Origin of the sequence: Collinsella aerofaciens, assembly GCF_015556945.1 — a bacterium.
Taxonomy (GTDB): domain Bacteria; phylum Actinomycetota; class Coriobacteriia; order Coriobacteriales; family Coriobacteriaceae; genus Collinsella; species Collinsella aerofaciens_AO.
In genome coordinates this window covers 13,514-28,462 of record NZ_JADNNH010000033.1, presented here as the reverse complement: position 1 = coordinate 28,462, position 14,949 = coordinate 13,514, and the positions used below count along the sequence as shown (strand labels likewise).

The 14,949-nt window shown below is 59.1% G+C and carries 14 protein-coding genes and 1 tRNA gene; 3 read left to right on the top strand and 12 right to left on the bottom strand.

Annotated features, from left to right (window positions below; translation table 11 throughout):
• Positions 1–99 precede the first annotated feature (99 nt).
• Positions 100–294, bottom strand: coding sequence for a ribbon-helix-helix domain-containing protein (locus I2F59_RS08870; protein ID WP_117717075.1), 195 nt, complete (start codon positions 292–294; stop codon positions 100–102).
• Between the two features lie 1,682 nt (positions 295–1,976).
• Here I2F59_RS08870 and I2F59_RS08865 point away from each other — a divergent pair.
• Both I2F59_RS08865 and I2F59_RS08860 read left to right on the top strand, forming a co-directional pair.
• A complete protein-coding gene (locus I2F59_RS08865; protein ID WP_229065422.1) occupies positions 1,977–3,665 on the top strand; it encodes an ATP-binding cassette domain-containing protein in 1,689 nt (562 codons plus the stop codon).
• Position 3,666: 1 nt separating this feature from the next.
• On the top strand, positions 3,667–4,095 hold the full coding sequence (locus I2F59_RS08860) for a hypothetical protein (protein WP_195503918.1): 429 nt from the start codon (positions 3,667–3,669) through the stop codon (positions 4,093–4,095).
• 450 nt (positions 4,096–4,545) lie between these two features.
• On the opposite strand, the gene I2F59_RS08855 is transcribed toward I2F59_RS08860, so the two are convergent.
• From I2F59_RS08855 to I2F59_RS08840, 4 genes are all read right to left on the bottom strand, one after another.
• A complete protein-coding gene (locus tag I2F59_RS08855; RefSeq protein ID WP_195503917.1) occupies positions 4,546–4,785 on the bottom strand; it encodes a hypothetical protein in 240 nt (79 codons plus the stop codon).
• 155 nt (positions 4,786–4,940) lie between these two features.
• A complete protein-coding gene (locus I2F59_RS08850) occupies positions 4,941–5,201 on the bottom strand; it encodes a hypothetical protein (RefSeq protein ID WP_195503916.1) in 261 nt (86 codons plus the stop codon).
• A gap of 553 nt (positions 5,202–5,754) precedes the next feature.
• Positions 5,755–7,173: a hypothetical protein gene (locus I2F59_RS08845; RefSeq protein WP_195503915.1), complete on the bottom strand. Its 1,419-nt coding sequence runs from the start codon at positions 7,171–7,173 to the stop codon at positions 5,755–5,757.
• Positions 7,174–7,175: 2 nt separating this feature from the next.
• Positions 7,176–7,415 (bottom strand): hypothetical protein, encoded by a 240-nt coding sequence (locus I2F59_RS08840; RefSeq protein ID WP_158570979.1) that lies wholly within the window; start codon positions 7,413–7,415, stop codon positions 7,176–7,178.
• A gap of 259 nt (positions 7,416–7,674) precedes the next feature.
• On the opposite strand from I2F59_RS08840, the gene I2F59_RS08835 reads away from it, so the two are divergent.
• Positions 7,675–8,661: a DUF6273 domain-containing protein gene (locus I2F59_RS08835; RefSeq protein ID WP_195503914.1), complete on the top strand. Its 987-nt coding sequence runs from the start codon at positions 7,675–7,677 to the stop codon at positions 8,659–8,661.
• Between the two features lie 506 nt (positions 8,662–9,167).
• On the opposite strand, the gene I2F59_RS08830 is transcribed toward I2F59_RS08835, so the two are convergent.
• The 7 genes from I2F59_RS08830 to I2F59_RS08800 form a co-directional block, all read right to left on the bottom strand.
• Positions 9,168–9,244: transfer RNA gene (locus I2F59_RS08830), tRNA-Pro, on the bottom strand.
• 80 nt (positions 9,245–9,324) lie between these two features.
• Positions 9,325–10,536 carry a bifunctional phosphopantothenoylcysteine decarboxylase/phosphopantothenate--cysteine ligase CoaBC gene (gene coaBC / locus I2F59_RS08825; protein WP_229065421.1) on the bottom strand — a complete coding sequence of 404 codons (1,212 nt, stop codon included), beginning with the start codon at positions 10,534–10,536 and terminating at the stop codon, positions 9,325–9,327.
• Between the two features lie 3 nt (positions 10,537–10,539).
• Positions 10,540–11,259 (bottom strand): zinc ribbon domain-containing protein, encoded by a 720-nt coding sequence (locus I2F59_RS08820; RefSeq protein WP_195503913.1) that lies wholly within the window; start codon positions 11,257–11,259, stop codon positions 10,540–10,542.
• Entirely contained in the window at positions 11,256–12,065 is an 810-nt protein-coding gene (locus I2F59_RS08815; RefSeq protein ID WP_195503912.1) for a Nif3-like dinuclear metal center hexameric protein, read from the bottom strand. The genes I2F59_RS08820 and I2F59_RS08815 overlap by 4 nt, the downstream gene beginning before the upstream one ends.
• Positions 12,062–13,240 carry a cysteine desulfurase family protein gene (locus I2F59_RS08810; protein ID WP_195503911.1) on the bottom strand — a complete coding sequence of 393 codons (1,179 nt, stop codon included), beginning with the start codon at positions 13,238–13,240 and terminating at the stop codon, positions 12,062–12,064. The genes I2F59_RS08815 and I2F59_RS08810 overlap by 4 nt, the downstream gene beginning before the upstream one ends.
• 6 nt (positions 13,241–13,246) lie before the next feature.
• Positions 13,247–13,918 (bottom strand): ribulose-phosphate 3-epimerase, encoded by a 672-nt coding sequence (rpe, locus tag I2F59_RS08805; RefSeq protein WP_195503910.1) that lies wholly within the window; start codon positions 13,916–13,918, stop codon positions 13,247–13,249.
• An 18-nt stretch (positions 13,919–13,936) separates the two neighbouring features.
• Positions 13,937–14,944, bottom strand: a complete 1,008-nt coding sequence (locus I2F59_RS08800; RefSeq protein ID WP_195503909.1) for an NAD(P)H-dependent glycerol-3-phosphate dehydrogenase — start codon at positions 14,942–14,944, stop codon at positions 13,937–13,939.
• Between the last annotated feature and the right edge of the window lie 5 nt (positions 14,945–14,949).

The window sequence follows — 14,949 nt, the reverse complement described above, 5'->3', positions numbered from 1 at the left end:
AGCGCCCACGGGGGCTCCGTCTCGCTCGCCAACAGCCCCTCGGGCGGCGCGGTGGCCACCATCGCGGTCCCCCTGTGCGGGGCCTGACGAATCAGGCCCTCACACTGGCATACCTCGCAACCAAACGCTTCCCGGATAATTCATGAGGCCGTACTCGTATTCGAGCCTGCCTATCTCTGCGGCAAGCGCCTCCGTCATGTAGAAGGTTTTCGTGCGGCCCGTCGACTTCGCCAGGCGGTCGTACCTGTTCGCGAGGTCCTCGGGGGTTCTCAGGGCTGCGGTGGCGGTTGCCATGATGCACCTCCCGGTTAGATGTAATACGTGTATTACTTTCTATCACATCACCCGAACCCCGCACCGGCGTACGGTCGTATCTGCTTTTTTACCTTACATTTTGTCAACCGGCCCATGCTCGGCTTGTTCAGCCGGATTAAATCAACTGTAAAATCAATCCAGGCCTGTAGGGGGCGGTGGAAATCTTTCGAGGACTGGGGGCGCCGTCCCTGGGTCGGCTCCTCGATGGCCGCGGCTGAATTCCCCTGCCATCGGCTGCGTGGGTTCCGGCACGGGGCTCTGGCGCTGCTCGAACTGGGCGCAAGACTCGGCTGTTGGTCGTACCGGACGGCATACGTTTTGAGACCGGCAAGCTGATGCCGGCTCGAGGACAGCGGCCCGGTGCACCGGGCCGATCGATAGCGGTCTCAGGTTCACAGCGCAGCTTCTCAGGGCTCGCATATATAGGAAGACTTGATTGGCAATCGATTTTAATGAAGTCGGCAGCGCATGTCAGAGCTTTCAGCAAACCGCAGGTAAATTCGTATACCAAAAATTGGTACACGGATTTACCTGCGATGTTCATGCTTGGTCAAAAGCCTATCAAGCGATATATCCATTATTTTAATGCGCGCGCCTGAGCTTTTGCCTGAAGTGGCAGTCCGACCGCCGGCAGGCGGCCACGCTATATCCAAAGGCCACGCCTACTCCCCGTGCCCGGCTACGTCGACGACCCAGTGCTGCCCGTCGAGTTCCTGCCGCAGAGCTACATCAGGGACGTCTTATTGGGGGACGACCACATGGAACCCCGGGAGATCAAGCTGTACGGCTGATCCATCCGTCAACAACATGTCAAAGCCCCAAAACCCAACAGGATCGCGAACGAGGGGATGAATTGACCGCCCGGGTATTTTGCGCCAGGGCGGTCAATTTTATCAACCATGGGTGCGATTCTGTGAGGCCATTTTTCTGGCATCCGCCGTTTGCTCCGGTCTCAACGCACCCATCGACCGTTCAGTAATCTTTGCGAACGCGACCACGTGCGCATTTGTCGAACAATCAAATGTCCGACAATGTCTGACGGAGCTGTCAGATATTCACGCACGAACAGGCGAGCTTCGCGAGCGATTGTAGGCAACTAGTAGCCCCAGCTGCGCCTTTGGCGCAGGTTCGACGTCTGACATCTTGAATGTCTGACGTTGAACGAAGCTGGTTGATAACAAGCAGGTGGAATAAACATGGAGCCCGACACCTCTCGCGCAATCGGCGCGCGGCAAGGGTCTGGCCCATCTCATATGTTGCCAACGCTAACGGTGAACCTGAGCGCCCGGGCACATTCTTTGTTGGCTGAAACCGGCATAGCAACTAGCGGAAGGCATCATCGAAGGAGTGTGCTGGAAAGCACCCGTCTCCTTAACTGTTAGAAATGCAAGTTAATAATCTATGTGGTCAATATAATACCGTTGAACCCGCATATCGATACCGCTCAGCCATTCGCCTCGCCCCCGTCGCACGCATCTTCATCCGGTCTGTTACTTTTAATCTAACAATTCTTTGAGGAACGTAGGTGCTTCTAAATGTACTGTCGACTTCTTCTCAAACTAATCCTAAGAGACAAGGCCGTATGGATTTGTACGCTCGTTCTCGCTGCAGCCTTTTCCGTCCCCATTGCGTTCAATTCACCCATCTACGGGCCCTTCTTTATGAAACAGGGCATGCAGAGCTTTGTCGACGCATTCAATACGCGCGCGCCCCAGGCCGGCGGCACAGACCTATCTCCAGAGCAGCAAAATGACGCGGAGCTTGCAAGATACGCGAACGCCGCCCTCGCCGCTCAAACCGACGCCGCCTTTCTCGATTCTGCCGAGAGCTACTACGCGCTCATGGACGAAGGCTTCCAATCCGGGTCCATCGTGGGAGACCGAGAGACCAATGACGCAGAGCTCGCATATTGCCGCGCTCTGAGCAGCTCCGGCATCGCGGATATCCCGGCCTCCGCAAACGACCTGCCGTTCCTCTCCTTCCTGCCCTACGCCATTGCCCAGGCGCCGTCCTTCCTTCCCTTCATCCCCTTCCTTCTCTCGTCGATACTCGTGCTCGGCGCCACAAGGCCTGCGACCCTGGCGGCAAAGGCGCCCGTGCCCAAATTCCGGCGCCTTATCCAGACCGTGTTTTCGATAATTGGCGCGGGGACCGCGATGCTCCTCGCCGGCCTTGCGCCCGGGAGTATTTACGCCTTGGCCCTAAACGGCTTCGGGCAAATTGGGTACCCGATCGCCTTCTTCCATGACGGCGCGCTTACCACCACGACTGCGGGAAACGTCTTCACAGCCCTGCTTATCGCGCTTCTTGCGGGCGGAACCTTGATATCCGTTTGCTCCGTCGTCCTATCGACCGCAACGAGGCGCGTCCTCGCAGGCCCCCTTACCTCCGCGCTGCTTGTCGCGGCCCCGGTATTCCCGTTACTGTCCGATTCGGCACTGGGGCATAACGCCGCGCTCAATCTCCTGCCGCTGGCCGTATTCTCGCCTATCGAGGCAACGGGTTACGTAGGATGCTTCCCGACAGAATTCATTGGCTCCGGTTCAGGCAGCGCATCGATGCTTGCCGTGGCCCTGGCATACGTCGCGGTCTTTTTTGCGGTCGGCGCCGTTGCGACACGTTCGCCCAAACAGCCTGGACCCGCGAAAAAGCACCATGGGCTCGAGCTTCTGGACGCGAGCGTGGGATACGGGAGCACGACGATACTTTCAATCGGATCGCTTTTCTTGAGCCCGGGAACGGCGGCGGGCCTCGTTGCTCCCAACGGCTCGGGGAAAACCACCCTTCTTGAAGCGCTGTCGGGCCAATTTCCCACCCGCATCCGCTCGGGAAGCCTGGCGGCAGACGGAATCTGCCAACGTCGATCAGCCGAATTTGCAGAACTCGTCTACCTGAGCTCTTCAGGCGGCACGGATCTCTATCCCACGCTATCGGCCCGCGAGCACCTCTCTTTCGTTAGGGAGGCGTGGAAATCGGCCGCCGACATCGACTCGCTCTGCGACTCCCTCGGAATCTCCCCATATCTCGACAAGCCGACCCGTAAACTCTCGACAGGAATGAAGCAGCAGGTAAAGCTTGCCATGGCGATAGCGACCGGTTGCCCGTACCTCATCCTCGATGAACCGCTGAACGGCCTCGATCCGGGAAAGCGGAAAACCTCCTGCGACGCGATGCGCAGCGAGGTGGCGCGGGGACGCAGCGTGCTCATCTCAAGCCATCTGCTCGACGACCTGGCAGACCTCACCAACTCGTTCTACTTCATCGAGGCCGGCACGCTCGTGGAAAAGACCGAGTCGTCCTCGCAGACGCTCAAGCAGGAATACCTCGATACATACGAGGGAGGTGAATGACATGATAGGCAAGAGCTATGCAAAGATAGCGATTGTTGGCTCTGTACTTTGTCTTGCAATGGTGCTATGTGCATCATTTGCGAGGTATAGGTCCGAGCAGTCGTTCATCGATGGCGCTGAAAATGGGTTTGGCATAGACGGGATGTATGTCAACGATGGCGCGACCAGGCCGTCTATGGCGATTCTTGCAGGCGAAGACATGGAATGGCAAATCTGTAATGACGATGGCTCTTGTCTGAGTGGTCGTTTGGCCGCAACGAGCGACCCGAATTCGTTCGATCTTCTCGACAATGATGGAGCGGATTGCGGTTCTGTTCACCTTTCATATGCATCGCGAGATGGGATGGACGGCATTCTCTACGTCTCCCACGAGACTGGCGATTTCAAGATGCGCAGGACTAACCGAGTGCCGGCTTTTATCGAGGAGTGAGAGTTCCCGGCGGTCTGCCGATCAGGCCGCCGGGGTATTGAATCCCGCATTCATCCGTACACACACGGATGAATGCGGGAAGTGTCCGGATGAAGGTGATAATCAAGGAAACAAAGCTGTTCTGCCTGGGACGGCTTTGGCCTGGACTTTAACCACAACATCGCAATCGACACTTATCAGCTCGCGCAACGCGCATGGCCAAATCTCGGACGCTGGTGCATGGAGGACCTTCGAGATTTACTGGACATCCAAAACGACGACGCACACCGCGTGCTCGCCGACTGCGAAGACGAGATGGCTGTCTACAATGCGATCAGAAACGGCGTGAAGTCGGGAGAGCTTTCTGTGGAACCGCCGCGCCGTCGCGCGAGCCGACCGGGCAACCCGGGCAATCTGGCCCCGGATCTCCCGGTCGTATTCCTACGATATCGCCCCTAGATCACCAATGTGTCAGATAAAGAATGAGGCAATGGCTATGATCACGCCTACGGCAGATGCAGCGACTGCGCCTTTTTTCCTCTCCTTTAGTCCGACGAATAGGGTTGCCGTAAAGTAAAGGGCGGAAATGCAGTCTATGGCAAGCAAAACGAGCTCCTTGGGCGGTTTCAGCAAAAGGTCGCTAGCAAAGAGTAATGCAAGCAGGGCAAAGCCGATTGTGTTCAAGTATCTCGATTGATTTTGCGACAACATGGCAACTTCCTTTCAGAACATGCAAATGAAAAGTCGGTACGATGTCATTGCGGTTGCAAAAAAGCCGCCGCTAGGACCGGTTGTCACGAGACCGGCGATAACTTCAGCGGTGCCAGCAAGGTAGGGATCGCGCAGGCAAGCCTCCTCCTTCGCGTTCAGCTTGACCTTGTGAGGGACGGGGCGGTTATTTGCAGATCCGTGAGAATCGCACCACGCCTTGGAATATGAATCCGTGCAGCGTCCGCGCTCAAAAGGGATATATCGTAATTTTCGTCGTAGTTGTCTCTGACGTAGGTCTCGCTGCTCTCGGCGGGAGATCCCTCGTCGGCATAGGCTGCCGCAACGGGCACAAATGGTGTCATGACAAGTGAGAGGCAAAGAGCTGCTGAGACGATGGAGGGCAGGCATTTCTTCATGGCTGGCTCCTTAATCTGGCCTTTGATAGTTACTCGATGTCGCCTCCTTCCGCTTTATATCCGTTGTATTCGGCGTATTTCTTTAATAAGGCAAGAGGTTCTTCCTCTCCTTCGGATAAGCCGATGATGTTTCCTTGATCATCCAGTATGAATACGGACGGAATATGCTCAAGTTCATATTGGTCATACACTGTATTATCTTAATCTATGTATATGGGAAAGTCTCCTTCATGGACCGAGGCTTCGTTTTGAAACGGGATACCGCTTCGATTCGTTCCGGACGCGGATGTGGACGTAACTGGTCTCGGTGCCAAGTGCGATTTCAGTGACGTATATGACTAAACGGGAATGTTTGAGCAGTGCCGGAGTCTTCATCTGGATTGTTCCGACTGAAACGTCAGCCCGAATACACTGCATGGCAACTCCAACAAGAATGCCCCCGGCGTAATCCTTCCCAAGGCACGGCAATAGCCAAGTTCAAGTGAACGCATAAAGGTAGCTCCCGATGGTTCGGAAGCCACCTTCACAATTTAACCGATGGAAAAATCGATTGCTAATTCAATTTGACCCAGATGGCTGGGCGAACTCCGAGAGTCGAATCCTGCGTGCTGCCGAGGTCGCCGCAGGAGATGCCACCTTCTTCGTCAATGTAACTAGCCAAGGGTTGACCGGCGTAGTAGGCCCCATATGAATCGTCTTCGCATTTCTCTATATCGGAAGCCCACCATGCCTCGGGGACGTCCGTGCCGGCTAGAGTCGCGTACATATTATCCTCGCTAAGGTAATCGCTCCAGGAGTCTAGAATCGTTACGTCGCCTGCTAAAATCCCGCGCTCGGCATCGTTGAAGGCGTATTCTTTGAAGGGTCCGTTCAGATACCTATACAGCGAGCTTGACTTGAAGTCCCATACGTCTCCATTCTCGCTGAATTCCATCTCATCGATGCAATGCTCGGTCATGAGGAGAGCCCTGTCGCCCTCCTTGTGGAGGACTATCCATTCAATCGGTTGGCCCTCGATATCCTTTCCTGTATAAGCCGAGAGCTCGCCCGAATATGTTCCCAGTTCGACGGTCTGCTCAATCGCGACGCTTTCGATTTTCTCCTGCTCCGCCTTCATGTCCGCCCTTGCTTCGAGCATGGACGGCAGGGGCGAGATGGCGACCATGACGGCAAGCAGGACGATGCCCGCGACAGCCGCGACGGCTATCTTCTTCCTCCTTTTGGAGAGGTTCGCAATCTTCGCGCCGGCCTCTCTTGCCTTCTCGCCCGAGTCCCCGTATCCCTGCTCGGCCAGCCTCTCGAGGCTTTCCTTTGCGGCCTCAGCTTCCTTCCTGTTGCCCTTCTCGAGTATCGCGACGCTCGTCTTGTAGACCCTGTCCCTTCTGGATTCATCCAGGAACGCGGCATCTTCCAGATCCGCCAGTTTCTCGCGCACGGCGCCGCAGTTCCAGCAGGTTCCGCGCTTGAGGTTCACCGCCCCGCAGCCGCACTGCCACCATCCCTCGTGCTCGGAATGGACACTCGAGCATTTGCAGGCATCGGCGCCCATCTCGGAGAGCAGGACATCGCGTTCCGACTCCTCGATTCCGTTGAGCGCGAGTGGCGCGGGGCTATCGATGTCGACCGGGTCGCCGAAGGACGTCTCGCAGTCCGCTCGGGTCACAACGGCACGCGAGCCGGTGATAACAGACAGCTTGATTCTCACCGCCTTGGGCCTGAGCACCTCGCCGGCGGGCAGGTCGGCATCTAGGAGCGAGAAGTCGACGTTCTCCGTCTCCCCTCCCTCGCCCTCGAGCCCGACCGTGAACTCTATGCGGCTGATGGGTTTCGTCGATACGTTGACGATCTTTGTCTGGAGGAAGCAAGCTCCCGTCTCGGTGTCCCTGGAGACCTGGACGGCCAGTACCCTGACGGGGCAGAGTTCCTGCCAGGAGGGGTTGGCGTCGCGGTAGACGATCTTGTACTTTGACATGTCTACACCTCGGGCAGGGCGTCTTCATCCGTTTTTGCGCTGGGCGCCGGCGCAGCTCGGTCTGGCAGTGCGCAGACGATCAGGCCGACCATGAGCGCCGTGCCGAAAAGGCCGATGAACCAGAGGATTCCCGCGTCATTGGTGTAATGCCCCTTGGCCCTGGCAATCTTAACGAGCTCCGCCACGCCGCAGATGTTGGCGGCGATCGCCAGGAGAGGCAGGAAGAAGATTATCAGCTCCATAGTTCTCATTTTCGGTCCTTTCTTCTCGGCCGCCAGCTTCGACACCGGCGGTCATCCGTCACTTCCGATAACACCAATTCTACTGTCCTCACCTGCGAATTTGTTGAGCAACAAATTCGATTGAGTGAGCGGTTGATTGCGCCGCGAAGGCGTTTAGTTAATTACGTTTGCCGCTGCGGCAAGACCGATGCAGAAATCTGAAATAGCCCTACGCTCGGCGATGTATCTACAAACCCTGAGCGAAGGGAGCTGCAAATGCATGCAGCGGCAATTAACCTTCGGGGGGGGGGTATCTCCTAGGAGAACCCGCCTCCGAGGCCAATCTATCATCGAGTACGTCCTGATCATCGCGGTCATCGGCCTGGTGATCGTGTTCGCGGGAACCGGCGTGGCCGGAGCCATCCGCAACCAGTTAAACCTGGTCGGCAACACGGTGAACAATGGGACGGTTGGCGGCGTCGAGGGAGGCGCATCCGGCGGAGAGTCTGCAGGTACCGATTCCGCGACCGTCCAGGCGGCTATCGCCAAGGACGCGAAGGACTGGACCCTCGAAGAGCAGAAGGCCGTGGCCGAGGACATCGCCGCGAAGGGCGAGGCATCGTCCGCCTTCGCCAAGGCGGAGGCCGCGATGAATGCAGGGACGAAGTTCTCGATGAAGCTCACCGATGGTCAGACGCTCGAGTACAAGATTATCGGCATCAACCACGATGACTTGGCCGATGGTAGCGGCAAGGCGGGTCTGACGTTCCTCGCCACCTCGACGGGTATCAAATCTCGCGTGAACGCCACCAACACCAATGCCGGTGGCTGGGAGAAGTCGGAACTCCGCGCGAAGATGAACTCCGGCGAGATCTGGAACCTGATGCTCTCCGATTTCCAATCCAAGGTGAAGCCGGTCAGGAAGCTGACGAACAATGTTGATGGAACCGACAAGAATGCCGCCGTGACGGCGACCTCGGACAAGCTGTTCATGCTCAGTTATTCCGAAATCGTCGAGACCCCTTATAGCGGCTGGTCTGGTTATTCTTGGATCGGAAACGAAGGAACCCAGTACGAGGCCTTCAAGGGTAAGGTGACGAACAATTATTCGGGTAACGATTGCCTGAGTGTTGGCGTCGCTTGGTGGGAGCGTTCCTTGAATCCGAGCGCCTCTGCGCTCTTCCTCTATGTCAACAGCAACGGCGATCCGTCGTACAACTACGGCGCGACGAACTCGAATCGCGTCTGCCCAGCTTGGTGCTTCTAGATTCATCTGTTAAGCCTGCACGGCCTGTGCGGGCTTTTCTTTTGGCGGTTACTCGAACGGTTTGATGTTTGTGGCATAGGTTATCGGTTTGAGGAGAAATGGGGTCATACAGCGGCTCTCAGAGCGCCTGCTGCACTCCCCCGCCATTACCCCTGCGGCGTCCTCGTATGGAGCCCATCCTGGTTGGCATATCGTTGCAATCGCTCACTTGTCCACCGGTCAAGTGAACTACTGGAATAAATACAGCGACACGCTTGTTCGTTACAGTCGCTATACCTATGTAAATCGCCGCGATAAATACAGCCTGTACTCGGCTGTATACCAGCTACGCGTATGTAGATTCACATCGCGTTAATAAATCGGCTCAAGCGTGTGCAAAACACGCAAGTAACCGCAAAAAGCGAATATCGCGCAGCTAGATTTTGGCGTCCTGTTGCTTAATCAAAATTAAGCAATTGCTTAAAACAAAAAAAGGTCAGGCACTAGGTGCCTGACCTGCAAACTTCTGGTCGGGACGACTGGATTCGAACCAGCGACCCCTTGACCCCCAGTCAAGTGCGCTACCAAGCTGCGCCACGTCCCGAAGCTTTTGTTTGTTGCTCTGCTCTCGCTCGCAACAGGGAGTATATTAACCCGAAACTTTAGACTTGTGCAAGAACTTTTTTACAAATTTTGAAGCAAGTCCAAAATTGTATCTGCGAGCTGGGGTTTTGTTAGTACGGGAAGTTCTTGCGTACCCGTTGTGCTCACAATCCAGGCCTTGTTGGTGTCGGTCCCAAAGCCTGAATCGGCGCGTGAGACATCGTTGGCGATTATTACATCGCACCCCTTGCGGGCCAATTTGCGCTCTGCGTACTCGACAACGTTATCGGTCTCGGCCGCAAAACCGATTACGCATCGCTCGCCCTTCTGGCGCGAGAGCTCGGCCAAAATGTCGACCGTCTCGACAAGCTCGATGCGATCCAAGCGTTCGTTGGACTTTTTGAGCTTATGGTCCGCAGGGGTGGCGGGGGTGTAGTCGGCAACGGCGGCCGCACAAATGGCCGCATCGGCCGTCTGGAAGGCGCTCAGCGCCGCCCGGAGCATCTCTGCGGCGGTCTGCACGCGTACGCACTCCACGTCGCGGGGAACATCGACCGATGTCGGTCCCAACACGAGCGTGACCGCAGCACCGCGGCGAGCAGCCTCCCCCGCCAGGGCGATACCCATCTTGCCCGAAGAGCAGTTGCCAATGAAGCGCACCGGGTCGATCGGTTCGTGCGTTGGGCCGGCGGTGATGACGATGCGCTTGCCCGCCAGGTCCTGAGGCGCGGGGTTGAGCACCTCGCAGATGGCTTCGACGATGTCCTCTGGCTCGCTCATGCGCCCCGTGTCCACGTCGCCGCAGGCAAGGTAGCCGCTGCCGGGTCCCACCACATGGACACCGCGGTCGCGCAACGTGGTCATGTTGGCCTGCGTCGCCGGCGCCTTCCACATGCCGTTGTTCATAGCGGGTGCGATCACGATGGGTCGCGGCGTCGCAAGCAGCGTGGTGGAGATAAGGTCGTCGGCGATGCCGTTGGCCATCTTGGCGATGATATTGGCCGTCGCGGGCGCAACGACCACCAGATCGGGCTCCTGCGCCAGCGAAATGTGGTGGATGGGGTCGGAGGGATCGTCGAATAGGCCCACGGCAACGGGCTCGTTGGTGAGCGCGCGGAAGGTAAGCGGCCCCACGAACTCCGTGGCATGCTCGCTCATAACGACCTTGACGCGCGCGCCGCGCTTTTGCAGCAGGCGCACGATATTGCACGACTTATAGGCGGCGATCCCGCCGGTAATGCCCAGCAGGATCGTTTTTCCCTCAAGTTGCATTGAATTGTTGGATGCCGCCATCGTTTAAGCTTCCTTGCTCGGGAGTACCAAGAGGCGGTGGCAGTACGGGCAGTGCGTAATTGACCTACCGTCGTGGTTGAGGTCGCTCATGGACGATGCCTGCAGCGCGGTGTGGCAGACTGTGGGGATGTTGCCCTGGATGGTCTCGACGGCCAGGCCGCGGAACTGCTTGAGCAGACGCTCGTAGTCGGTGAGCACGTCGGCCGGCAGCGTGGCGGCAAGCGCGGTGCGTTCCTTAGTGGCGGCGTCAATCTGAGCCTGCAGGTCGGCAGCCTTAGCGCGGGCGGCCTTGGTATCGGCCTTCACGCCCTCCTCGAACTTGGCGATAATTGCCTGTGCGCGGGCCTCGCGGTCGAGCGCCTCCTTATGGGCGACAACGACGTCCTTGCGGGTGTGCTCAATCTTGTCCAGACGCTTGGCCAGGGTTGCGAGTTCATTCTCCAGGTCCTGAACCTCACGGTAGTCGGAACCGTCGACGTGGCGCTTCTTGGCAGCCTCAATGGCGTTGTTGGTCTGAATCTCGGTGGTGTTGAGATCGTCGAGCTCAATGTCCAGGTCCTTGCGCTGGGCGTAGAGCTTGGTCATCTCGGCTTTGAGCTTAGCGTAGGTCTTACGCTTGGAAGCGAGCTCCTTGAGCTCCGGCATATTGGCAAGTTCGCTCTTGTTGCGGGCGAGCTCCAAATCGATCTGTTGCAGCTTGAGTAGCGTAGCGCCGGCGCTCATAAGTTCTCTCCTTTTGTCACAGTCCACCATTGGCAAGGGTTCAGTATTTTAATCGCATGACGGGGGTCGATCCCGGCGTCAACAGCAGAGTTCATCAATATATCAATGAACGGCTCCTCAGAGCGGTCGTGGCCGAGCAGGATCACCGGCAGCCCGCGCAAGGCAAGGTCTTGCGCCACGTGGTAGCCCGCCTCGCCCGTCACGACAACATCTGCGCCCGCGGCGATAGCGAGCTCTCCAAAGTCGCCCAGGGAGCCGCCCAAAATGGCGACGGTGCGGCACGGGCGATCGGCTTCGCCCCACACACGCGGGTCGCTGCCGAAGGCTGTGACAGCACGGGTGGCAAGATCGCGCAGCGTGCACGGGTCGTTGAGCGTTGCAAGCGCGCCCAGGCCGGTGGCCTCGGGGTCGTCCACGTGCTCCAGTGAGCTCACGGGTGCGGCACCCAGCAGCTTGCTCAGGCAGACACGGGCTTCGTGCGAGCGGTCCAGGTTGGTGTGGAGCGAGATGATACTCACCCCGCAGCGGGCAGCCTCGTAGAGCGCCGCACTGCACTGGGGGCGCGTCGCGCTAGGCGGACAAAAAGCCTCGGGCGCCTTGATATAGATGGGATGATGCGTCAGCAGCACGTTGGCGCCGGCTTCCAAGGCGCGCTGCACGTTGGCCTCGGTCGCGTCGAGCGCGCAGGCAACGCCGCGGATCTCATCGTCGGGGTCGCCTACGGATAAGCCTACGTGGTCCCAGGGTTCGGCGTCCGTCTTGGGATAGCGTGCCAGCAGTGCACGCTCAAGTTCGGCGACGATCATGCGGCACCTACGATCGAGAGCAGCGTCTGGGCAAAGTCGTCCAGATCGCTCGGGTTCACGCGGTCATCGAAGGAAATACGCAGTGCGCCCAGCGCCTGCTCGCGACCAATGCCCATGGCGCTGAGCACGTGACTCGGGTCCATGCTGCCGCTCGAGCAAGCCGATCCGGCCGACACCTCAAAACCGGCGGCGTCGAGCTTGATGATGAGCTCCTCGGAGTCTATGCCGTCGACGTAGATCGAAACCATACCCGGCAGACGATCTGCCTGCGCGTAGTCGCCCATGGTGGCGTGAATGCGCGGATGGGCCGTAAGCGTGGCGTAGAGCTTGTCAGAAAGGGCTTGCAGCTTCTCGCGCTCATGGGCCACATGGGGCACCAGCGTACGGGCGGCAGCAGCAAAGGCCAGCTGCGTGCGCAGGTCCTGCGTACCGGCGCGACGTCCGGCTTCCTGTCCGCCGCCAAAGATGCGGGGGCGCAGCGGCGTGCGAGTCTTAACGTAGAGCGCGCCGGAGGCAACGGGACCGCCAATCTTGTGGGCGGCGACGGACATGGCGTCGACACCCAGCTCGGCGGCATCGAGCGGAATATGCAGATAGCCCTGGATGGCATCGGTGTGGAACAGGGCGCCTGCGGCGTGCGCAGCCGCGGCAAGCTCGCGGATAGGCTGCACCACGCCGGTCTCGTTGTTGGCGACCATGATACTCACGAGTGCGACGTCGTCGCCGAGCAAGTCGCTCAGCACGGCAAGCTCGATGTAGCCCGCACGGCAGGGCTGCACTAGGTCGACGGTAAAGCCGGCGGCGCGCAGCAGCGGCAGGTTGTCCAGGATCGAATCGTGCTCGATGGCGGATACGATAACGCGGTTACGCTTGCGGTCGCGCTGACGAGCGCCCTCGGCAAGACCGAGGAGCGCCAGCTGGTTGGCCTCGGTGCCGCCGTTGGTAAGGATGATCTCGGACGGGCGAACGCGCGCGCCAAAGCTACGGGCAATCTCGCGACGTGCCACCTCCAGGCGCGCGGCGGCCTTGCGGCCGAGCGAATGCAGCGAGTTGGGGTTGACGCCGGCAAGCTCGCTGTCGTCATATTCGCGCTGCGCAAGGAGCGCCTCGGCGCGCATGGGCGTCGAGGCGGCATAGTCAAGATTCACGGGTATGCGGTTTTGACCTGCGGTCATAAGGGTTTATGCCTCCTGTGCAGCCTCGTTGCCCAGCTTCTGCAGCAGCGCAACCTCGGCAGCGGGATCTTCGGACTTAAATACGGCGGAGCCGGCTACGAGCACGTTGGCGCCGGCCTTGACGACCTCGGCGATGTTCTTGGAAGAGATACCGCCATCGACCTCGATCAGGGGCGACACGCCGTGGCGCTCGCACATGGCCGTAAGCTCGTGCAGCTTAGGCAGAGTGCCCGGGATAAAGCTCTGGCCGCCAAAGCCGGGGTTCACGCTCATCAGCAGCACCATGTCGACAACGTCGATGATGCTCTCGAGTACGCACACGGGGGTGGCGGGGTTGAGCACCACGCCGGCCTTGACGCCGCGCTGCTGCAGGTGCGTGAGCGTGCGGTGCAGGTGCGTGGAGGCCTCGTAGTGCACGGTGATCATGTCGGCACCGGCATCGGCGTACCAATCGACGGTCTCGTCGGGGTTCGACACCATGAGGTGCGCATCGACCGGCACGTTGGTGGAGCGCTTGACGGCCTTAAGGATGTCGACGCCAAAGGTGAGGTTGCCGGTAAAGTGGCCGTCCATGACGTCGAAGTGCACGTAGTCGGCACCGGCGATCTTGTCGAGTTCGCCCTTGAGGTTGGCCATGTCGGCCGAAAGGACAGACGGAGCGATTTTGATGGAACCCATGGTAGAAGCCTTTCTGCGCTAGTCGGTGAGTCCGTAGAACTCTTGAGAAGGGACGCGATCGGTAAGAATCTCGAGCGCCCTATCCAAAGTAACACCGTTGTAGAGCGTTTGCTCCACGGCAAAGGTGAGCGGAATGTCTACGCCCAGTGAACGGGCAAGCTCGCTCACGCTGCGGGCCGCGACGGCGCCCTCGACAACCATATGCGTGCGCGTCTGGTACTCGTCGAGCGACACGCCGTGGGCAAACTCGTAGCCAAAGGTGCGGTTGCGCGAATGCTCCGAGGTGCAGGTGGCGATGAGGTCGCCCATGCCGGCAAGTCCCATGCAGGTCATAGCTTGACCGCCGCGGGCGTGTACCAGACGGCTGATCTCGGCCAGACCACGCGTCATGATGAGGGCGAGCGTGTTGTCGCCCGCACCGGTGCCGGCGGAGATTCCGCATACGATCGCGATGACATTTTTCATGGCGCCGCAAACCTCGACGCCGGTCATGTCCTGCGACAGGTAGATGCGGAAGGCCGTGGATAGGAGCAGGTCCTTAAAGGTCTCCCCTACCTGTGGGTCTTCGCTGGCGATGACGGCGGCAGAAAGTCCGCCGCGGCAAATCTCCTCGGCATGGTTGGGGCCCGAAAGCGCCGCGACACGTGCTTCGTTGCCGATCTCGCTGGCGATGACCTCGCTCATGAGCAGGCCGGACTCGGGCTCAATGCCCTTGGTGAGGCAGAGCACCGGGGTATCGGCGTCGATAAAGGGCGCCGCCTGGTGGCACACGCTGCGAAGGTGCGTCGATGGAACGGCAAAGATGATGGCCTCGGCGCCGTTGAGCGCCTGCGGCAGGTCCGTGGTGGCGACGACGTTGCCGGGCAGCTCGTAGCCCACCAGATACCGGGGATTGCGATGCTCGCAATTGATGCCGGCGGCCGTCTGCATGCTGTGGGCCCACATGGTCACGCGCTCGGCTCGCTCGGCGGCAAGGCCGGCGACGGCGGTTCCCCAGGAGCCGGAGCCAATCAGCGCAACATTCATGACTC